The following is a 20740-nucleotide window of genomic DNA, read 5'->3' as shown; positions in this document are numbered from 1 at the left end:
GATAAGCACAGCCGATAAATACCTGCGTCGCGCTGCGTTGCCAATTTTTCGTTTAATTTAAGCGACCTGGCGCAACGTCGACATCTCTAACTGTAGTCCAATCTGCATGCCGGCGGGGTGTAAATCTGCCACGCTGCGGTTGAGCACATCCACCGACAACTCGACCTGATTCGCCAGCACGCGATAGCGGATCACGTTCCCGAGCAGGCTATGGCTGAGAATGGTGGCCGCGATGCCTGCCTGCGGTGCGCACAGCTGGATGGATTCCGGACGAATCGCCACCTGGCTGCTGAACGGCTGGCCGGTCAGCTGCGTTGCCTGTTCGGCGCTCAGCAGGTTGTAGTTACCAATAAAGCCCGCGGCGAACAGATCCACCGGCTGGGTATAGAGCGTTTCCGCGTTGCCGTTTTGCACAATGCGACCGCGATTCATCAGCACAATACGGTCCGACAGCGTCAGCGCCTCTTCCTGATCGTGGGTGACAAAAATGGTGGTCAGCTTCAGCTCCTGCTGAATGTGGCGAATCTGCTCGCGCAGATGGCGGCGAATGCGGGCGTCCAGCGCCGACAGCGGTTCATCCAGCAGCAGCAGGCGCGGCCGCGTCACCAGCGAACGCGCCAGCGCCACGCGCTGACACTGACCACCCGACAGCTGATGCGGATAGCGGCGCGCGAAGTCGGCCAGTTCCACCAGCGCCAGCGCTTCCATCACGCGTTGCTGAATCTCACCGGCGGGCAGTTTCTGCATCTTCAGGCCAAACGCGACGTTCTTCTCTACCGTCATATTCGGAAACAACGCATAGCTCTGGAACACCATGCCAATGGTACGTTTCTGCGGCGGCAGCGGCACCAGATCCTGGCCCTGCAGCAGAATGGTGCCGCTGTCGACATCGGTCAGGCCGGCGATGCAGCGCAGCAGTGTTGACTTGCCGCAGCCGCTCGGGCCGAGCAGGGTGACAAACTCACCTTCGTCGGCGCTGAAATCGATGTTTTCAAAAATGGTGGTCGGGCCGTAGCTTTTATTCAGTTGGGTAACGTTCAGGTAACTCATGGTCAGCCTCGTTCAGGATTGAGGGCATTGGCCAGCCAGGTGACCAGCAGGACAACCGCAAAATAAGAGATCACCAGCGCGCTGGTGAAATGCCCGCTGCCGTTGCGCATGTTGTAGAGATAAACCTGCAGCGTTTCATAGCGGGTGCCGACCAGCAGGTTAGCAAAGACAAACTCACCAATCAGAAAGGAGAAGGAGAGCAGCACGGCAATGAACACCCCTTTGCGCAGATTTGGCAGCACCACAAACAGGGCTGCCTGCCAGGTGCTGGCGCCCAGCAGATGAGCCGCGTCAATCAGCTCTTTCAGGTTGATGGCCTGCATATTGTTGGCAATGGCGCGGTAGATAAACGGCAACGCAATGGTGAAGTAACAGCCGATGAGAATCCATGGCGTGCCGGTCAGTATCAGCGGGCCCGAGGAGTAGAGCTGCAGCAGCCCGACCGACGAGACTACCGGCGGCACGGCAAACGGCATCAGAATCAGCACGTTCATCACCGCGTCCAGTTTTGGATAGTAGTAAGCGATTACAAACATCGCAGGCAGCACCAGCAGCAGGGAGAACAGCAGCGCACCCACGCAGATCAGCAGCGAATGACCGAGCGCGGTGAGGAAGCGCGGATCGCTCCACAACTGCGTCAGCCACTTCAGGGTAAAGCCCTGCGGCAGAATGGTATCGCTCCACTCGCTGGAGATGCCGTACAGCAGCGTCGCCAGCAGCGGTGCGGCGAGCACGATCAGCAGCAGCCAGACAATCAGGCGATGGTAGAGTTTTTCGACGCGAGACATGTCAGGACTCCTGTACGCGGGCATGCAGATAGCTGCGACGCACCAGATACTGCTGCACCACGGTAATCAGCGCCATAATCAGCACCAGCAGCATCGCCAGCGCGCCGCCGGTATTGGGATCGAGCGAGATATCGCCTGACACCAGCGCGGCGATGCGCACTGGCACCACGTTGAAGTTGCCGGTAGTCAGCGCGTAAATGGTGGCGTAGGCGCCCAGCGCGTTGGCCAGCAAAATCACAAAGGTGCCGAGCAGCGCCGGAAACAGAATCGGCAGGCCGATGTGCCACCAGTAGCGCCAGCGGCTGGCACCGAGCAGTGCCGCCGACTCTTCCCAGTCTTTCCGCAGCCCGTCAAACGCCGGGTAGAGCAGCAGAATACCGAGCGGAATCTGGAACCAGGTGTAAACCAGCACCATGCCGTCGCGCGAAAACAGCTTAAAGCTGTCCAGCCAGCCGTAGTGACGCAGCAGCAGCGTCAGGCAGCCGTTCAGTCCGAGCAGGATGACAAAGGCGAAGGCCAGCGGCACGCCGGCGAAGTTGCTGGTCATATTGGTGAACGACAGCAAAAAGCGCTGAAAACGCCCGGTGCCGAGCTTGTGCAGCGAATAACCGGCAAGCAGCGCGATCAGCAGGCCGTAAACGCTCGACCACAGCGAAATATCCAGCGACAGGCGAAAAGCCTGCAGGTAGAACGGTGAAGTGAGGATATCGCTGTAGTTGTCGATGCCCCAGCGCTCATTGATATCGCTCCAGAAGCTGTTGATGGCAATCCACAGCAGCGGCGCGAGCTGGAAGGCGATCCAGAACAGCACGAACGGCAGCAGCAGCAGCGAGGCCAGGGTTTTGCCCTTCATCAGCGCGGCTCCGCCAGCAGACCGCGACACAGCGGTTTGTCGTGCGGGACGCCGAGCAGGGTGCAGACGGTGCCGCACAGGTCGGTTTGCTGCGGCTCCAGGTCGGGCTGCAGCGAGAAGCCGCGGCCAAAAACAAACAGCGGCACCTGCGTCTCTTCCGGCAGAATACCGCCGTGCGAGCGATCGTCGTTCATGCCGTGGTCGGCAGTGACAATAACCTGATAACCGGCGGCCAGCCAGCCGGGCATCCACTGCGACAGATAGCCATCCGCCATTCGTGCCCGGTTACGATACTGCGGTGATGACAGGCTGTGCTTGTGCCCGGCATCGTCGATGTTCATTGGGTGAATCAGCAGGAAATCGGGATCGTGCTGCAGGCGCAGGCTTTCGGCATCCTCGAACAGATGCGAGTCGGGGTAACCGTCGTCCCAGTAGAAATGGCCGTACTGGATCGGCAGGTCGGGCGCGTTAGTGTGGCGATCGCGCGCGGCGTTGAACGGCGAGCGGTTATACAGTTCGCTCACCCAGTGATAAGCGGCAGCGGCGGTAGTGAGTCCGGCGTCGCGCGCGTAGTGAAAGATGCTGCGCTGATTGCTCAGGCGATTGACGCCGTTGTGAATGATGCCGCTGCGCACCGGTGGAATGCCGGTCAGAATGCATTCGTACAGCGGACGCGACAGCGACGGCAGTTCGCAGGTTAACGTGTAATAGTGGCCGTTGCCCTGTTTGCATTCGGCAAACAGATAGCCCATGGCGTGCTGCGCTACCTGATTACTCAGCCCATCGAGTACCACCAGGATTGTTTTCATCCCCGCTCCCTCAGGTGCGCATGAATGCGCACCCTGTAAAAATTGGTGATAGGTACCGGCGCAATGTATTGCGCATTGCCGGAAAACGGATGCGCGATACATCGCGCCGCTACGGTATGTGCGACTGGCAAAACGTCTGCGTTACTGCTTCATGTTAATAACCACATTCTCCTGCCACAGACGCGGCAGCAGTTTTGAGGTCTTATCCCAGGCAGCCTGATCTTTGATCGGACGGGCATTTTTATATTCGGACTGCGGCAGCAGTTTGGCCTGCACGTCTGCCGGCAGCGTTAAATGCTCGGCGCGAATCGGGCGCGCATAACCTTTCGCCAGGTTGATCTGGCCCTCATCCGACAGAATGTATTCACGCGCCAGCTTCGCCGCGTTCGGGTGGCGGGCGTATTTGTTGATAATGGTGGTGTAGCCAGAGGTCACGGACCCGTCCGACGGAATCACCACTTCGTAGCGATTTTTATCAATCTGATCGCGGTAGTTCAGACCGTTGAAGTCCCACACCACGGCGACCTGAATCTCACCTTTTTCGATGTTGGCGATCATCGGGTCGGTCACGCCAAGGCGGCCCTGTTTCGCCAGCTCGCCAAAGAACGCCAGCGCCGGCTTGATGTTCTTCTCGTCACCGCCCAGCGCATAGCTGGCGGCGAGGACGCCGTTTGCCGCCTGAGCTGCCGTGCCGACGTCGCCGATAGTGACCACATACTTACCTTTTTTCAGATCGGCCCAGCTGTGCGGTGCGTCTTTCACCTGCTGCTTGTCGATCAGGAAAGCGATGGTGCCGGTGTAGGCCAGCATCCAGTTGCCATCGGCGTCTTTCGCCCATGCCGGAATCTGATCCCAGTGCGTCGGTTTGTAGGGTTGCGCCACGCCTTTGGCGACGGCAATCGGACCGAAAGCGGCGCCCACGTCGCCGATATCGGCGCTGGCGTTATCCTGCTCGGCGGCAAACTTCGCCAGCTCCTGCGCCGAAGACATATCGGTATCGCTGTGCTTGAGACCGTATTTGGTGCTGAGATCGTTCCAGGTATCTTTCCAGTTGGCCCAGGTGTCAGGCATACCGACGCTGTTAACCTGGCCTTCGGCGCGCGCGGCTTTTTCCAGCGCGGCAACATCGTTATCGGCGGCATGCGCGGCGGGCAGCGCAAGCAGAACGGCACTGGCTACTACAGAAGAGATAAACGCTTTCATCTCGGTTGCTCCGGGTGTAAGTTGTGGGTCGTCGTGGTCTAGTCCAGCAAGAACCGAGCCAATGTAGCCCGGATAGATGAAGGTTTTATGACCGGGGTGTTGAAATGGGATGTGGCGCGTCGTTCCACATGCGGTTACAGCGCGCTAAAGCGTGGGATGTGCCTTGTCACATTGTAGTCATCGAACTGTCATAGTGCAGATTTGCCCCAAAATGAGGCTGAAAAAAATGTCGTCGAAAACCGCAGATGTGATCGCTGCCGCACTATGCGAACGGATTGAAAACGGAGAGTTTGTCACCAGACGATTGCCGGCCGAGCGCGCGTTGAGCGAACAATATTCCACCACGCGCATCACGCTTCGTGAAGCGCTTGGCCTGCTGGAAGCGCAGGGCGTCATCTACCGCGAACTGCGGCGCGGCTGGTTTATTGCGCCGCCGCGCCTCATCTATAACCCGGCACATCACAGCCACTTTCACGCCATGGCGCTGCAGCAGGGGCGTATTGCCAGCACTGAGGTGATGGAGGCGCGCGAGGTGCCGGCGCAGCTGGCGATTGCGCGTCATCTGCAACTGCTGGAAGGCGATCAGGTGTACCGCATTCGCCGCCTGCGCCGCATTGATGGCCGCGCGGTGCTGTACGTCGAGCATTACCTCAATCCGGCCTTCTTTCCCGGTCTGCTGCGTGAAGATCTCACCCGCTCGCTGACCGATCTGTATGACCAGCGCTACGGCATTCACTACGGCGGCGCACGGTTTACCATTATGCCCGGTCCGCTTCCGGCGCGGGCGGCGCCCGCACTGAACGTGGCGAGCGGTACGCCCGGCCTGCTGATTACGCGTATCAACCGTGACCAGCATAAGCGGGTGATTGACTGCGACTGCGAGTACTGGCGTTATGACGCGCTGTGCGTTGATGTTGAGGTGTGATGTATTGTGATTTAGATCACATTACAGCATGATAGCGCCAGAAGAATCTCGTCATCTGAGGCGCAAAATAATGACAACAAAACCAGCGGCGGGGCAGCTTATTGCTTCGGTATTACAGTGGGTACTGAACATTGGCCTGGTGATTCTGGCCGTTATTCTGGTGGTGTTTCTCGGTAAAGAGACCATTCACCTGGCGAATGTGCTGTTCAGTACCGGTGAGCAGGCGTCCTCGTATCTGCTGATCGAAGGCATTGTGATCTACTTTCTCTATTTCGAGTTTATCGCGCTGATTGTGAAGTACTTTCAGTCCGGCTATCACTTTCCGCTGCGCTACTTCGTCTATATCGGGATCACGGCGATTATTCGTCTGATCATTGTCGACCATAAAAATCCTTTCGATACGTTGTGCTACTCGGCGGCCATTTTGATTCTGGTGGTGACGCTGTGGCTGGCCAACAGTAACCGCCTGAAACGCGAGTAATTCCTCCCGCGACGCCAGCGTGGCACAAGCAGATGTGTCACGCTGAGCGCGGTGCGCTACACTAGGGCAACTTTTTTACCGGAGATGTCCTGATGTCGCATGACGCGCTGCGCCAGTTACGCGCACTGCACTGGCTGCCAGCCTCTTCCCCGTTACTTTCACCGCCGCTGCTTGACTGGCTGCTGGAAGAAGACTCAATGACGCGCCGCTTTGAGCAGCACTGCCAGCAGGTTACCGTACAACTGCTGCGGGAAGCGTTCATTACCGCCGATGAGATGCCGCAGGAAGCGGCGTTTCTGCCTGCCGACACGCGCTTCTGGCTGCGTGAAATCGTGCTGTGCGGTGACAATGAACCCTGGCTGATTGGCCGAACCGTGGTGCCGGAGAGCACGCTGAACGGCCCGGAACAGATGCTGCAAAATCTCGGCACGCGGCCACTGGGACGCTACCTGTTTTCCTCCTCGACGCTGAGCCGCGATTTTATCGATCCGGGCCAGATTGATGACCTGTGGGGACGCCGCTCGCGGCTGCGCCTGTCCGGCAAACCGCTGCTGTTAACTGAACTGTTTTTACCGGCGTCGCCGCTGTACCGCGCGCTGAAGCAAGGATAATGCCCCGTGCAAAAGACTTTAACCATGAGCAAATGGCAGGCCTATAGTCGCCTGATGCGTATTGATAAACCGATTGGCACGCTGCTGCTGCTGTGGCCGACACTGTGGGCGCTGTGGCTATCCGGCATGGCGATTCCGCCGCTGTCGGTGCTGGTGGTGTTCGTCCTCGGCGTGTTTGTGATGCGTGCGGCGGGCTGCGTGATCAACGATTATGCCGACCGTAACGTCGACGGCCACGTGAAACGCACCGCCGCGCGACCGTTAGCCAGCGGCGCGGTAACGGAGAAAGAGGCGAAGCTGCTGTTCGCCGGCCTCGGTCTGCTGGCGTTCCTGCTGGTGCTGACTATGAACCGCATGACCATTCTGCTGTCATTTGGCGGGCTGGCGCTGGCGTGGGTTTATCCCTTTATGAAGCGCTATACCCATCTGCCGCAGGTGGTGCTGGGCGCAGCGTTTGGCTGGGCGATTCCGATGGGCTGGGCGGCGGTTAGTGAGTCCTTACCCTTTGTCTGCTGGCTGGTGTTTCTCGCCAATATTTGCTGGACGGTGGCTTATGACACCCAGTACGCCATGGTTGACCGCGACGACGATCTGAAGATTGGCGTGAAATCGACGGCGATTCTGTTCGGGCGTTACGACAAGCTGATTATCGGGCTGTTACAGCTGGCCGCGCTGGGCCTGATGGCGCTGGTGGGCATTTTACTGCATCTGAACGGTGCGTTTTACTGGTCGCTGCTGCTGGCGGGCGGGCTGTTTGTGCATCAGCAGAAACTGATTGCCGGGCGTGAACGTGAGCTGTGCTTCCAGGCATTCCTCAACAACAACTACGTTGGCCTGGTGCTGTTTATTGGCGTGCTGCTTAATACCCAGCCGTTTGTTGCGCTGTTCTGATGGTGGGGTGATTAACCCCGGCGGCGTGCCGGTCGCCGCAGTGGGAAGCGCGTTCTTTTCGCGCCTGAATTCTGAAAATGAAACCGCGGCGCAATCTGGCGTGTGACAGATGCGCCGTGGTTTTCAGTCGCCCATTAGTCGTGCGCCACGGCACTCTCAATGGTCAGACGGACATCGCTGGTGACCAGTTCGGCCAGCATCTGCCACATCATATTGGTACGTTCAGCATCCGCATCACCGGAATCACTGATATAGCCTTCATCACGCAGCGACAGCACCAGCGCGGTAAAGACCGCCTTGTCGAAGAACTCCGGCGCATTGATACCGTGCAGCACTGACAGACGCTGAGCCAGCGTGCGGCTCTCTTTCTCCAGCGTGCCACGGTTAATGGTCGGCTTGGCGCTGAGAATGGCGAAGGTGATGGCGAAACGCTGCAGCGTTTCACGAATCCCGGCCGCCAGCAGCTGCAGCGTACGATAACGTGCCGCACTCATTTTCAGCTGGCCTTCCTGTACGGTGATCAGCCCCTGCCGCGCCATTTCGGCGCAGAGCGCATTCAGCAGGGCCGGCAGTTCGGCACTGTCCCAGCGCAGGAACAGTTCGCTCTTCAGCATTGGATAGACCAGGCTGACCTGACGCAGCAGTTCCGCCTCGCTGATCTCCCGATGCTGCTGCACGATAGCGGCAATCAGCGACGGCATCACCAGCATATGGTGGATGTTGTTGCGATAGTAGGTCATCAGCACCGCCTGCTCGCGCGGCAGAATGATGATCTCGCCAATACTGTCCTGCTCGGTCTCGAACTTGTTCATGCCCATGGCGTGATCGAGCAGCGCTTCAGCGCTGAGATCCGGCACGGTTGACTCGGGTGAGTACGGCACATTGCGCAGCAACTGGGTGTAGCACTCCAGCTGTTCCGTCAGCTGTTCACGCGTCAGCGAACGCTGGCGCGATGCCAGCAGCGCGGTCACGCACAGGTTCATGGCGTTGGCCGCGCCGGCTTCGTTGATGCGTACCATCAGACGTGCCGCGATATCGTTCACCACCGGCGTCATCCACGCCGGACGCTGAGGATCAATAGGGTCAATCGCTTCACGCCACTCCGGAACCTGTTTGTTGAGATAGTTAACCAGCGACAGCGGCTCACCGAAGTTCACATAGCCTTGGCCGAGGTTACGCAGCTTGCGCAGGCCGCGCACCATCTGCATAAAGCCCTCTTTCTCTTTTGCGGCACCGCGCAGCTCTTTGGCATAAGTGCCGACTTCCATCACGTGCTCATAACCGATGTAGATTGGCACAAAGGTGATAGGACGGCTGCCGCCGCGCAGCAGCGCCTGTAACGTCATCGACAGCGTGCCGGTTTTCGGGTCGAGCAGACGGCCAGTACGTGAGCGCCCGCCTTCAACAAAATACTCAACCGAATAGCCGCGGCTGAACAGCTCGCCCAGATACTCGCGGAACACCGTGGAGTAGAGCTTGTTGCCTTTGAAGGTACGACGAATAAAGAAGGCACCGAGGCGACGGAAAATCGGTCCGGCTGGCCAGAAGTTGAGATTGATACCGGCAGCAATGTGCGGCGGTACCAGGCCCTGATGATAGAGCACGTAGGACAGCAGCAGATAATCCATGTGGCTGCGGTGGCAGGGCACGTAAACAATTTCGTGACCATCCTGCGCCAGCTGGCGCACGCGTTCGCCGCCGTGCACGTTAATGCCCTGATAGAGCCGACTCCACAGCCAGCCCATCACACGGTCAGTCACGCGGATCGCTTCGTACGAGAAATCCGCCGCCACTTCTTCCATCATTTCGATGGCGTTCTGCTGCGCTTTTTCATGCGAAATCTTCTTGCTGCGCGCTTCGTCTTCAACCGCTTTCTCAATCGCTTTGGATTGCAGCAGCTTGTTGAACAGATCCTGGCGTGCCGGCAGACGCGGGCCGACGGCTGCCAGCCGCTGGCGGGCAAAGTGAATGCGCGCGACACGTGCCAGCTTCTGCGCGATCGACTGATCGGTACCGTGTTCGGTGGCCATCTGACGCAGTGAAACCGTGGGTGAGAAGCGGACAAAGCTGTCGCGGCCGTGCCACAGGATGGCAAAGAACTTCTGTATACCGTTAAGAATACGCAGATGTGGCGTCGGTTCGCCCTGAATTTCACGGCCTGGCGCCCGGCCAAACATCACGGAAACCGGCAGCATCTGTACGTCCAGCGCCGCATTGTTGCGGTGCAGATCGAGATAGTCATGGAACAGCTTGACCGACTCCGGGTTCGCCACGAAATAGGGGAAGACGCGCGGCCCATCGTGAATAAATACGTGGCGCGGCAGCAGGGTGCCGTCAATCTCCAGCGGCGCCAGCGGATCCGGCAGATCGTGCTTCAGGCACTGTGCGCGTAGCGTGAGCAAGTCCGCCTTTGAATCATAAGGCAAAACATACATCACCGGACGGGTCGGATCGATACCGTGTTCCGAGATCGGATCGGTCGGAATGACCTTACTTTTTACCAAAATAGAGAGTGGTAAATTCAACAATTTGTAATAGAGTTTACGCCAACCTGACATAGACAACTTGAAGCCTCTTGTTAGCAAAGCGCGGCAAGCATACCAGAAAGTGCGGCGAAGATCTGTGGCTGTGCCACCTCGCGCGCCCAGACATTGACGTCAAAAACAGTTAAGGGTTCCACAACATGGCAAATAACGTCACCGGTTTCCTGAGAATCATTAAAGCCGCCGGTTATTCCTGGCAGGGGCTGCGCGCTGCCTGGCAGCATGAAGCCGCTTTTCGCCAGGAGGCGATTGCCGCACTGGTCGCGGTTGCCATTGCCTGCTGGCTGGATGTCGATGCCATCACGCGTGTGTTGCTGATTGGCTCGGTGGTGCTGGTGGTCATTGTTGAGATCCTTAATAGTGCCATCGAAGCCGTGGTGGACCGCATCGGTCAGGAGCGCCATCCGCTGGCGGGACGCGCCAAAGACATGGGCTCGGCGGCGGTACTGCTGGCTATCTTACTGGCTCTGTTTGTCTGGATCGCGCTGCTTTGGTCGCATTTGCGATAAACATTCCACATTCATCAAGCCGCTGATTTTTCCCTCTGTTTCGGTTTTCATTTCGCCAATACCTGTATATACTCACAGCGACTGTATAAACAACCAGGGGGCGGGATGAAAGCGTTAACCAGCAGGCAGCAACAGGTCTATGACCTGATTCGCGACCATATTAATCAGACCGGCATGCCGCCAACGCGTGCTGAAATTGCTTCGCAACTGGGCTTCCGCTCGCCTAACGCTGCTGAAGAGCACCTGAAAGCGCTGGCGCGTAAAGGTGTCATTGAAATCGTCTCCGGTGCATCGCGCGGTATCCGCCTGCTGATGGAAGAAGAGGCGAGTGAAGGGCTGCCACTGATCGGTCGCGTCGCCGCCGGCGAACCGCTGCTGGCGCAGGAACATATCGAAGCCCACTATCAGGTCGACGCCAACCTGTTCAAACCCTCTGCCGATTTCCTGCTGCGCGTTAGCGGTATGTCGATGAAAGATATCGGCATTATGGACGGCGATCTGCTCGCGGTGCATAAAACGCAGGAAGTGCGCAATGGCCAGGTGGTGGTTGCGCGTATCGATGATGAAGTCACGGTGAAACGCTGGAAGAAGCAGGGCGCGATTGTCCAGCTGCTGCCGGAAAACAATGATTTCCAGCCGATTGTCGTGGATACCCGTGAACAGTCGCTGACCGTGGAAGGGCTGGCCGTAGGCATCGTGCGCAACGGCGAGTGGCTCTGAAACCCGGTTGATCTCCCCCGCTGCGGCGGCGCACGCGCGCTGGCCGCAGTCTGCTTTAATCATACTTTTGTTCCCGGCCCGTAAGGCGCTCGCTCAGGCCGACCACCGTAACCCTCGGGATGGGGCTGATGCAGCTATTTTCCTCTTCTGATAAAGCGCTGTGGCGACTGGCGTTGCCAATGATCCTCTCCAATATCACCGTGCCGCTGCTCGGCGTGGTCGATACCGCCGTGATTGGCCATCTTGATAGCCCGATCTACCTCGGCGGCGTGGCCGTAGGCACCACGGCAACCAGCTTCATCTTTATGCTGCTGCTGTTTCTGCGTATGAGCACCACCGGTTTAACCGCGCAGGCATTCGGGGCCGGCGATAAACAGGCACTGGCGCGCGCACTGATGCAGCCGCTGCTGATCGCCCTCGCCGCCGGGTTGTTGCTGGCGCTGCTGCGTTCTCCTGCCAGTAGCCTGGCGGCAACGCTGATGGGCGGCAGCGCGGAAGTCCAGCAGCAGGCGCAGATCTTCATTGAAATCCGCTGGCTTAGCGCACCGGCTACGCTGGCTAACCTGGTGATTCTCGGCTGGCTGCTGGGCGTGCAGTATGCGCGTGCGCCGATGGTTCTGCTGATTGTCGGAAACCTGGTCAACATCCTGCTCGATCTGCTGCTGGTGCTGAAATTGCACTGGGGCGTTGCCGGTGCCGCCGCCGCCACGGCGCTGGCCGAATACGTGACGCTGGCAGTGGGATTATGGATGGTGGCGCGTGTGCTGAAACTGCGCGGCATCGATTTCAAACTACTGAAAAACAGCTGGCGCGGTGACGCGGCGCGGTTATTTCGCCTTAATCGCGACATCATGCTGCGCTCGCTCATGCTGCAGATCTGCTTCGCCTCGCTGACCCTGCTGGGTGCACGCATCGGACCGGATGTGGTCGCGGTTAATGCGGTGCTGTTGATGTTCCTGACGTTTACTGCCTATGCGCTGGACGGCTTTGCTTACGCGGTGGAAGCCTGCTCGGGTGAAGCGGTAGGGGCAAAAGATCGCAGCCGGCTGCTGCTGATCTGGCATGCCGCCTGTCGTCAGGCGGGTATCGTTGCGCTGCTGTTTGCGCTTATTTATGCGCTCAGCGGCCCGCACATTGTTGCGCTGCTTACCTCGCTGCAGCCGTTGCGTGAGATGGCCGATCGCTTTCTGCTGTGGCAGGTAATTTTACCGCTGATCGGCGTCTGGTGTTATCTGCTGGACGGTATGTTCATCGGCGCGACACGCGGCCGCGAAATGCGTAACAGCATGATCATGGCCGCAGCCGGTTTTGGCATCACTTTACTAACGCTGCCGTGGTTAGGGAATCACGGTTTATGGCTGGCGATCACGGTGTTTCTGGCGCTGCGCGGCCTGACGCTGGGATGGATGTGGCGCCGCCACTGGCAGCGTGACAGCTGGTTTAGTCAGCCATAAGCGCAGCGCAGGCACCAGAATAATCTGTAATTCCGTGCACAATCCGAAGCGGCTACTATAATTATCTCAAACGGCGCAGATAAGTAGCGCGTTATATGGTTATTTCCGGCATTACATGAGAAATAAACCATCTCACTCAGGAAGACGTGGAGGATTGTTATGAACAAAGACGAAGCGAGCGGAAACTGGAAGCAGTTTAAAGGGAAGTTTAAAGAGAAATGGGGCAAGTTGACCGATGACGATTTGACCGTGATCGAAGGGAAACGCGATCAGCTGGTGGGTAAAATCCAGGAACGTTACGGTTACGCCAAAGATGAAGCTGAACGTGAATTGAAAGACTGGGAAAGTCAAAACAAAGATTACCGCTGGTAAGTCTCCCGCTTTAAGGATGATGCTCCTACCCGCTGATCGTTACGATCGGCCTGGCACACGGACGTGCCAGTTACCCTTTACGCACCTTCTTCTTACTTTCCACTTCATGATCGTGCTGACAGCTACCCGGCTGTGTGCAGGCCGCCACTTCGGCACAGTTTTCACACAGGCCGTGCGCCTCAATAACGCTATGACGTAAGGTAAAACCCGCCTGATCGGCCAACCCGGCGATGATCTTTTCCACGCCGTGCGCGTGCTTCTCACTGACGGCGGCACAGTTGTCGCACACCAGCATCACCGATGTGTGCGCCGGCTCGTCGAAATGGTGGCACACCACATAACTGTTATTTGACTCCACCCGATGAATAAACCCCTGCTCCAGCAGGAAATCCAGCGCGCGATAAATAGTCGGTGGTTTCGCCTGGGGTTCACTGATGCGCAGCTGGTCCAGCAAATCGTAAGCGCTAATGGAACCGTTCTGCTCCGCCATCAGGCGCAGCACTTCTGCGCGCTGCGTAGTGAGGCGCACGCCACGGTCAAGGCACAGAGATTCAGCCTGCGTGAGCAGTTGTTCGGGCGTGAGGTTTGGCATAAGCATTCTCCAGGTGATGGGTGATGTTATTTTATCACACAAACTTTTACGCTGCTGCCATTGCTTTTTTACCTTATATCATCCAGGAAATGTCTGGCTTTCAGCCACTTATCTGCCGCGTTGGCCCTTGGTACGTCCTTCTGTTAAGCCATGCTTTTCCTTCCTGAGTTTTTTCTCACAGGTTAACCCATCTTTTTGCTTTGCAACTCACTGACTTAGTGGCTATGGTTCAAAAGGTTTTAAGTAATTTCTGGCATCAATTTAGCTGACGTTCATATTTCTGCATAAAACAACAGCAGAATGGTGCGGGCGTGACCAATTCTGCGAATAGCAATGCTAATTCCTTTCAATTCACAGCAATAAAGCGTTAGCCAGCGTTCAGAATAGGGCTAATAAACTATTCCGTCGTAGAGACAGTCCACGACAAGTAAAAGGTGATGGCAGACTCATGGTGAAGACATTATTCAGACGCAAGAAAATTTCTTATGTTGTTGGTTTTAATGCGGTATTTGTTACCTCATCAGCATTTGCTGCTGGCACCTGGTACGATGCGCGTAACGATGCCATGGGGGGAACCGGTGTCGCTTCCTCAACCTGGAGCTCGGCAGTGCTGGCTAACCCGGCATTGATGACCAAAGCGCAGCCTGAAGATAACGTCAGCATCATTTTTCCTTCAGCCGGTGTGCAGATTACTGACAAAGACAAATTAGTGGATCGCGTAGACGAAATTACTGATACGGTGGACCGCTATCGTGACGTGATCAACAACATCACGCTGCCGGAGATCATCAATGGCGCGCCTCAGGTCAGAGCGGCGGCAGGTGATATGGCCAATCAGCTGCGCGATCTGCGCGGTGATAAAGCGAATGGCACCGCAGGCGTGGCGTTAGCCGTCAGCATTCCCAACGAGACCCTTCCTTTCGCCTTCATCACCAAAGCCTACGGCACGGCACATATCCGCGCTAACGTGGTACAGAGCGATATCGATTATCTGGATCAGGTCGCAAATGGACGCATTCCCTTGCCGGGCGACCAAAATAATCTGCGCTCCAGCGCCAACGGCCTGGCTGCGCTGATCACCGATTACGGCGTCGCAATGGCACATGAGTTCACTATCGCCGGTCACCCGGTCTCCGTTGGCGTCACGCCAAAGCTGCAGAAGACCTGGCTGTATAACTACACCGCCAGCGTTTATAACTACGACAAGAATGATATTAACGACAGCCGCTATCGCAGCACCGATACCGGTTTCAACGTCGATGCCGGTATCGCTACCGACTTCGCGGAGAACTGGACCTTCGGCGTGACCGGGCAGAACCTGGTCTCGCGCGATATCGACACCAAAGAGGTTAACGGCTATCGCGATACGTATCAGATTCGCCCGCTGGTAACTACCGGACTGGCGTGGAATCGCGGACCCTTTACCCTGACCGGCGATGTTGATCTGACGGAAAACAAACGTTTTAAATCGCAGGAGAGCAGTCAGTACGCTGGCGTGGGTGGTGAATATCGCGTGCTGGACTGGCTGGCGCTGCGTGCCGGCTATCGCGCGGATATGAAGTCGAATGACACCGATGTATTTACGGCCGGTCTCGGCGTGTCGCCGTTCAACAATGCGGTGCATCTGGACCTGGCCGGTTCGGTCGGCAAAGACAATACCTGGGGCGCCATGGTGCAGCTCGGGTTTAACTTCTGACCACACGATGACGGGCGGCTGTGTCGCCCGTCACAGCTGTGATATCATTGCGCAGTTTCTCATCACTTAACTGCGGATTTACTGCGTTTCATGACCGATACATTCTCTTCGCAACGTTTCTCCATCGCCCCGATGCTGGACTGGACCGACCGTCACTGTCGCTATTTTCACCGTCAGCTGAGCGGCGACACGCTGCTGTACACCGAAATGGTAACCACCGGCGCCATCATCCACGGCAAAGGCGACTATCTGGCCTATAGCGAGGCGGAGCATCCGCTGGCGCTGCAGCTGGGCGGTAGCGATCCGGCTGCGCTGGCAACCTGTGCAAAGCTGGCAGAAGCGCGCGGATACGATGAGATCAACCTGAACGTCGGTTGTCCGTCCGATCGGGTACAGAACGGCCGTTTTGGCGCGTGCCTGATGGGTGAGGCGGCGCTGGTCGCGGACTGTATCAAAGCGATGCGCGATGTGGTCAGCATTCCGGTCACGGTGAAAACCCGCATCGGTATTGACGACCAGGATAGCTACGCCTTCCTGTGCGATTTTGTCGGCACCGTGGCGCAGCAGGGCGGTTGTGATACGTTCATTATTCATGCGCGTAAAGCGTGGCTGTCGGGTCTCAGCCCGAAAGAGAACCGTGAAATTCCACCGCTCGATTATCCGCGTGTTTACCAGTTGAAGCGGGATTTCCCGGCGCTGACCATGGCAATCAACGGCGGCGTTAAGACGCTTGAAGAGGCCAAAGCGCATCTGCAGCACCTGGACGGCGTGATGATGGGGCGCGAGGCCTATCAAAATCCCGGCATTCTGGCGCAGGTTGATCGCCAGCTGTTTGGCCGCGAGACACCGGTGGCCGATCCGGTCGCCGTGGTGCGTTCCATGTACCCTTACATCGAAGCCGAACTGGCACAGGGCACCTATCTGGGACACATTACGCGCCACATGCTGGGCCTGTTCCAGGGCATTCCCGGCGCGCGCCAGTGGCGCCGTCACCTGAGCGAAAATGCCCACAAACCGGGCGCCGACGTCCGCGTGCTGGAAGCGGCGCTGGCGCTGGTGGCCGACCGCATTGTGCAGGAAGCCTGATCACGCGAGCCGGCCTGGTCAGGCTGGCAGGACGGTTTGAACCGCACGGTTTCATCGTGCGGTTTTTAATTCACCAGCAGTTAGTCAATTTCACCAAATCAACGTCCCCTCCGTCTTGCATCTAAGCGATAATTCAATGGCTTAGCGATCGTTACGACCTGGCACGTATCTTGTAATACCTTCTGCATTACTGATACAGGAGAGCGCTCGTGGAAATATTATTCGTTATCGGCTTTTTTATGATGCTGCTGCTGACAGGCGTATCGCTGCTGGGCGTGATCGCCGCGCTGCTGGTGGCCACGGTGGTGATGTTTCTCGGTGGGCTGTTTGCGCTTGTTATAAAATTGTTGCCGTGGCTGGTGCTGGCGGTGGTCGCCGTGTGGCTGTATCGCGCATTTACCACGCCGCAGGGAGAAGTGAAACTTAACCGGCTGAAAAGGAAAATCAGCGACTTAGAGAAGAGAAGCTGGCGCTAAATGCGGTTACGATCACAGAGTTGGTGATTGCTTAGTACGAATTCGCAATTAAACATATTTTTTACTTATGTTTTCTGTCAGGATAGGTAAAGAAATTCAGACGAATTCATCGCCGCTGTCCCTACACCAGCGCGAACTATAAAAAAGAAGAAAAGGGCTTCCTTCGGGAAGCCCTTCATCATTTCTGCTATCAGGGAATCAACAGGCTGGAACCCTGAGTGGCACGACTCTCCAGCACCTGATGCGCACGCACTGCATCGCTCAGGGCAAATTTCTGCTGCTCCGGCACGTTAAGCTGAATAGCGCGGCTGGCGATAAGCGAAAACAGTTCGCCGCTGGCGCGATCGAGCTCTTCACGGTTGGTGATATAGCCAAACAGGGATGGGCGGGTGACAAACAGCGAGCCTTTCTTGTTGAGAATGCCGAGGTCAACGCCGGTCACCGGGCCGGAGGCATTACCAAAGCTCACCATCAGGCCGTGGCGGCGCAGGCTGTCGAGGGAGGGTTCCCAGGTATCTTTGCCCACTGAGTCGTACACTACCGCCACTTTTTCACCGTTGGTCAGTTCGCTGACGCGCTGGGCGATATCCTCTTCGCGATAATTGATGGTGGCCCAGGCACCGGCATCTTTGGCGATCTGCGCTTTCTCCGCAGAACCGACGGTGCCAATCAAATGCGCGCCCAGCGCTTTCGCCCACTGGCAGGCAATCAGGCCCACGCCGCCCGCGGCGGCATGAAACAGGAAAATTTCATCGGCTTTTACTTTGTACGTCTGACGCAGCAGATACTGCACCGTCAGGCCCTTGAGGAAGGAGGCCGCAGCCTGCTCAAAGCTGATGCTGTCCGGCAGAATCACCAGCCGATCTTCCGCCACATTGTGCAGCTCGCTGTAGGCGCCCAGCGCGGCCTGGCAGTACACCACGCGATCGCCCGGCTTGAAACGCGAAACCGCGCTGCCCACTTTTTTCACGATGCCTGCCGCTTCAGTGCCCAGGCCGGACGGCAGCGAGGAGACCGGATACAATCCGCTGCGCACGTAGGTATCGATGTAGTTAATACCAATCGCCTTGTTCTCCACCTGAACTTCATGGTCGGCGGGATCGGCTAGTGTGAAATCGACCCATTGCAATACTTCCGGGCCGCCGTGCTGGTTGAACTGAATTCGCTTTGCCATTCTGACTCCTGTGATTGTTCATCCTGGGACGGTATACTTGCGCGTCCCTTTCACGATCGGTAATGCATTCACTATGGCAGGAAATAAACCCACCAACAAATCGAACGAACCCCGCGATCGGCAGCTCGAAGGCGTGAAAATGCCGCCGCACTCTCTCGAAGCGGAGCAGTCGGTGCTCGGTGGGTTGATGCTGGATAACGAACGCTGGGATAACGTCTCCGAGCGCGTGGTCGCGGAAGATTTCTTCAACCGCTCGCACCGCATGATTTTCTCCGAAATGCAGCGCCTGCTGGAAGCCGGTCAGCCTATCGATCTGATCACCCTGTCAGAGTCGCTGGAAACGCGCGGTGAGCTGGAGATGGCGGGCGGCTTTGCCTATCTGGCCGAGCTGGCAAAAAATACTCCAAGTGCGGCAAACCTCGGTGCTTATGCCGACATCGTGCGTGAACGTGCGGTAGTGCGTGAGATGATTTCGGTGGCCAATCAGATCGCTGACGCCGGTTACGATCCGCAGGGCCGCAGTAGCGAAGAGCTGCTGGATTTCGCTGAATCCAACGTTTTTAAAATTGCCGAACAGCGCGCCAATAAGGATGAAGGCCCGCAAAATATCGAGCAAATCCTCGAAGCGACGGTATCGCGCATTGAAGCGCTGGTGTCAACGCCGCACGATGGCGTGACCGGCGTCGATACCGGCTATCAGGATCTCAACAAGAAAACCGCCGGTCTGCAGGGCTCAGATCTGATCATTGTCGCGGCGCGTCCGTCGATGGGTAAAACCACTTTCGCCATGAACCTGTGCGAAAACGCCGCCATGCTGACAGACAAACCGGTGCTGATTTTCAGTCTCGAGATGCCCAGCGAACAGCTGATGATGCGTATGCTGGCCTCGCTGTCGCGCGTTGATCAGACGCGCATCCGTACTGGTCAGCTGGAGGATGAAGACTGGGCGCGCATCTCGGCCACCATGGGCATCCTGTTAGAAAAGAAGAACATGTTCATCGATGACTCGTCCGGCCTGACGCCAACCGAAGTGCGTTCACGCGCGCGCCGCGTGTTCCGTGAAAACGGCGGCCTGAGCATGATCATGATCGACTACCTGCAGCTGATGCGCGTACCGGCGCTCTCCGACAACCGTACGCTGGAGATTGCCGAGATCTCACGCTCGCTTAAAGCGCTGGCGAAAGAGCTTAATGTACCGGTGGTGGCGCTGTCGCAGCTTAACCGCTCGCTGGAGCAGCGCGCCGATAAGCGTCCGGTTAACTCGGATCTGCGTGAATCGGGCTCGATCGAGCAGGATGCGGACCTGATCATGTTCATCTATCGTGACGAGGTATATCACGAAAACAGCGATCTGAAAGGCATCGCCGAGATCATCATTGGTAAACAGCGTAACGGTCCGATCGGCACAGTACGTCTGACGTTCAATGGCCAGTGGTCACGCTTTGATAACTACGCCGGACCGCAATACGACGACGAATAATCGCGCTTCCACAGTTGCATGCACGATTTGTGCATGCATTTCACGTCATCAGAAAATAGTGTTGGACAACCTCGTCAATTATCAGGTTATCTGTAGCAAAGCGAATCCTATAACGCTGTGGACACAGAATGACTCAGGTAGACGATTACGACCTTAAGATACTGACACTACTACAATCTAACGGCCGCCTTACCAACCAGGAACTCAGTGATTTAGTCGGACTTTCGGCGTCGCAATGTTCACGCCGGCGCATTAATCTCGAACAGGCAAATCTTATTCTCGGCTATCACGCGCGGCTCTCGCCGGACGCGGTAGGGCTGGGTATGGTCGGCTTGATCGAGGTGCGACTAAAAAATCACACGCCCGATTACGAAGAGAGTTTTCACCGCATGGTGGAGCAGGAAGCGGCGATTGTCGACGCGTTCAAAACCACTGGTGACGCCGACTATCTGTTAAAAGTCGCGGTGGCCGATTTAGCGGCGCTGAGCGCGCTGATCAGTCAGCTCGTCGCTGGCCATCAAAGCGTGGCCCACGTGAAAACCTCGGTGGTACTCAACCGTTTAAAAGAGAACGGCTTGATGATGATCCCCGAGCACAAAATGCGCCAAAAGAGTGCATGATGTGCCAGTGTGGTGCAGATTTGTGCCGTTTTTCGCGCAAAGCGCGCACCAGAAACCGAATTTGTGCATGAATCGATTATTTTACAGCAGATTGATGCACATAAACCTGCAATAAAGCGCCTTAGTTATCAATTGGATAATCGCTGGCACCCATCGGCGGCGACAGGAAGCCTCCGATGTGGTGCGTTTTTTGCAAATGAACGCCATCATTTGCAAAGAGATCGCGCCATGGATAACGCTGTACAACCTTCCCGCATTCCCCACACCCGTACAGAAGATGCGCTGGCTATCGTGCTTGGCACGCTGATGGTGTCGTTTGGCGTCATTTTGCTGAAACAGGCGGGCGCGCTGACCGGCGGTACGGCGGGCGTGGCTTTTCTCATCAGCTACCTGTCGCCGCTCTCGTT

General features: G+C 57.1%; 21 protein-coding genes and 1 pseudogene. 14 read left to right on the top strand and 8 right to left on the bottom strand.

All coding sequences use genetic code 11. From position 1 onward, the window contains the following. Positions 1-57: 57 nt before the first annotated feature. From ERD80_RS09295 to ERD80_RS09275, 5 genes are all read right to left on the bottom strand, one after another. Positions 58-1050: an ABC transporter ATP-binding protein gene (locus tag ERD80_RS09295; protein ID WP_136546656.1), complete on the bottom strand. Its 993-nt coding sequence runs from the start codon at positions 1048-1050 to the stop codon at positions 58-60. Positions 1051-1052: 2 nt separating this feature from the next. Further along, positions 1053-1838, bottom strand: a complete 786-nt coding sequence (locus ERD80_RS09290) for an ABC transporter permease (RefSeq protein WP_021507866.1) — start codon at positions 1836-1838, stop codon at positions 1053-1055. A 1-nt stretch (position 1839) separates the two neighbouring features. Further along, on the bottom strand, positions 1840-2691 hold the full coding sequence (locus ERD80_RS09285; RefSeq protein ID WP_021507865.1) for an ABC transporter permease subunit: 852 nt from the start codon (positions 2689-2691) through the stop codon (positions 1840-1842). Beyond that, entirely contained in the window at positions 2691-3500 is an 810-nt protein-coding gene (locus ERD80_RS09280) for an alkaline phosphatase family protein (protein ID WP_058770008.1), read from the bottom strand. Before ERD80_RS09280 ends, ERD80_RS09285 begins: the two co-directional genes overlap by 1 nt. A 141-nt stretch (positions 3501-3641) precedes the next feature. After that, entirely contained in the window at positions 3642-4703 is a 1062-nt protein-coding gene (locus ERD80_RS09275) for an ABC transporter substrate-binding protein (RefSeq protein WP_136546654.1), read from the bottom strand. A gap of 226 nt (positions 4704-4929) precedes the next feature. On the opposite strand from ERD80_RS09275, the gene ERD80_RS09270 reads away from it, so the two are divergent. The 4 genes from ERD80_RS09270 (at position 4930) to ubiA (ending at position 7611) form a co-directional block, all read left to right on the top strand. Continuing rightward, on the top strand, positions 4930-5628 hold the full coding sequence (locus ERD80_RS09270; protein WP_058770010.1) for a UTRA domain-containing protein: 699 nt from the start codon (positions 4930-4932) through the stop codon (positions 5626-5628). A gap of 70 nt (positions 5629-5698) precedes the next feature. Further along, on the top strand, positions 5699-6109 hold the full coding sequence (gene psiE / locus ERD80_RS09265) for a phosphate-starvation-inducible protein PsiE (RefSeq protein ID WP_010616618.1): 411 nt from the start codon (positions 5699-5701) through the stop codon (positions 6107-6109). A gap of 92 nt (positions 6110-6201) precedes the next feature. After that, positions 6202-6720: a chorismate lyase gene (gene ubiC / locus ERD80_RS09260; protein ID WP_010616617.1), complete on the top strand. Its 519-nt coding sequence runs from the start codon at positions 6202-6204 to the stop codon at positions 6718-6720. 24 nt (positions 6721-6744) lie between these two features. Next, on the top strand, positions 6745-7611 hold the full coding sequence (gene ubiA / locus ERD80_RS09255) for a 4-hydroxybenzoate octaprenyltransferase (protein WP_176428066.1): 867 nt from the start codon (positions 6745-6747) through the stop codon (positions 7609-7611). A gap of 134 nt (positions 7612-7745) precedes the next feature. Here the strand turns inward: ubiA and plsB are convergent, their stop codons facing one another. Then, positions 7746-10169, bottom strand: coding sequence for a glycerol-3-phosphate 1-O-acyltransferase PlsB (gene plsB / locus ERD80_RS09250; RefSeq protein WP_059009901.1), 2424 nt, complete (start codon positions 10167-10169; stop codon positions 7746-7748). Between the two features lie 125 nt (positions 10170-10294). Between plsB and ERD80_RS09245 the strand changes: the two genes are divergently transcribed. The 4 genes from ERD80_RS09245 (at position 10295) to ERD80_RS09230 (ending at position 13209) form a co-directional block, all read left to right on the top strand. Then, positions 10295-10663 carry a diacylglycerol kinase gene (locus ERD80_RS09245; protein ID WP_021507859.1) on the top strand — a complete coding sequence of 123 codons (369 nt, stop codon included), beginning with the start codon at positions 10295-10297 and terminating at the stop codon, positions 10661-10663. Positions 10664-10768: 105 nt separating this feature from the next. Then, positions 10769-11383, top strand: a complete 615-nt coding sequence (gene lexA / locus ERD80_RS09240) for a transcriptional repressor LexA (protein ID WP_031279762.1) — start codon at positions 10769-10771, stop codon at positions 11381-11383. Positions 11384-11511: 128 nt separating this feature from the next. Beyond that, positions 11512-12837, top strand: coding sequence for an MATE family efflux transporter DinF (dinF, locus tag ERD80_RS09235; protein ID WP_058757602.1), 1326 nt, complete (start codon positions 11512-11514; stop codon positions 12835-12837). A gap of 159 nt (positions 12838-12996) precedes the next feature. Next, positions 12997-13209 (top strand): CsbD family protein, encoded by a 213-nt coding sequence (locus tag ERD80_RS09230; RefSeq protein WP_021507857.1) that lies wholly within the window; start codon positions 12997-12999, stop codon positions 13207-13209. A 70-nt stretch (positions 13210-13279) separates the two neighbouring features. On the opposite strand, the gene zur is transcribed toward ERD80_RS09230, so the two are convergent. Beyond that, complete coding sequence (gene zur, locus ERD80_RS09225; RefSeq protein ID WP_088515725.1) at positions 13280-13801, bottom strand: zinc uptake transcriptional repressor Zur; 522 nt, start codon at positions 13799-13801, stop codon at positions 13280-13282. A gap of 448 nt (positions 13802-14249) precedes the next feature. Here zur and traF point away from each other — a divergent pair, with 448 nt between their 5' ends. The 3 genes from traF to pspG all read left to right on the top strand — a co-directional run bounded on the left by traF (position 14250) and on the right by pspG (position 17059). After that, entirely contained in the window at positions 14250-15497 is a 1248-nt protein-coding gene (gene traF / locus ERD80_RS09220) for a conjugal transfer protein TraF (RefSeq protein WP_136546652.1), read from the top strand. Between the two features lie 90 nt (positions 15498-15587). Further along, on the top strand, positions 15588-16583 hold the full coding sequence (dusA, locus tag ERD80_RS09215; protein WP_104187837.1) for a tRNA dihydrouridine(20/20a) synthase DusA: 996 nt from the start codon (positions 15588-15590) through the stop codon (positions 16581-16583). Between the two features lie 209 nt (positions 16584-16792). Then, complete coding sequence (gene pspG, locus ERD80_RS09210) at positions 16793-17059, top strand: envelope stress response protein PspG (RefSeq protein ID WP_058770016.1); 267 nt, start codon at positions 16793-16795, stop codon at positions 17057-17059. Between the two features lie 190 nt (positions 17060-17249). Here pspG and ERD80_RS09205 read toward each other — a convergent pair whose 3' ends face one another. After that, on the bottom strand, positions 17250-18233 hold the full coding sequence (locus tag ERD80_RS09205) for a quinone oxidoreductase (RefSeq protein WP_058774935.1): 984 nt from the start codon (positions 18231-18233) through the stop codon (positions 17250-17252). Between the two features lie 73 nt (positions 18234-18306). On the opposite strand from ERD80_RS09205, the gene dnaB reads away from it, so the two are divergent. The 3 genes and pseudogenes from dnaB to ERD80_RS22850 all read left to right on the top strand — a co-directional run. Continuing rightward, the gene (gene dnaB, locus ERD80_RS09200) at positions 18307-19713 is read left to right on the top strand and encodes a replicative DNA helicase (protein WP_021507851.1); all 1407 of its coding nucleotides are present in this window, start codon (positions 18307-18309) and stop codon (positions 19711-19713) included. Positions 19714-19841: 128 nt separating this feature from the next. Beyond that, positions 19842-20333, top strand: a complete 492-nt coding sequence (locus ERD80_RS09195; RefSeq protein ID WP_132465725.1) for an Lrp/AsnC family transcriptional regulator — start codon at positions 19842-19844, stop codon at positions 20331-20333. A gap of 9 nt (positions 20334-20342) precedes the next feature. Next, positions 20343-20740, top strand: a pseudogene (locus ERD80_RS22850) (hypothetical protein); the annotation flags it as partial.

Origin of the sequence: Pantoea sp. R102 (genome assembly GCF_004916815.1) — a bacterium.
In the GTDB taxonomy this organism is placed as follows: Bacteria; Pseudomonadota; Gammaproteobacteria; order Enterobacterales; family Enterobacteriaceae; genus Pantoea; species Pantoea dispersa.
Note: the sequence above shows the minus strand (reverse complement) of the source record. Positions and strands in the feature narration are given on the sequence as shown.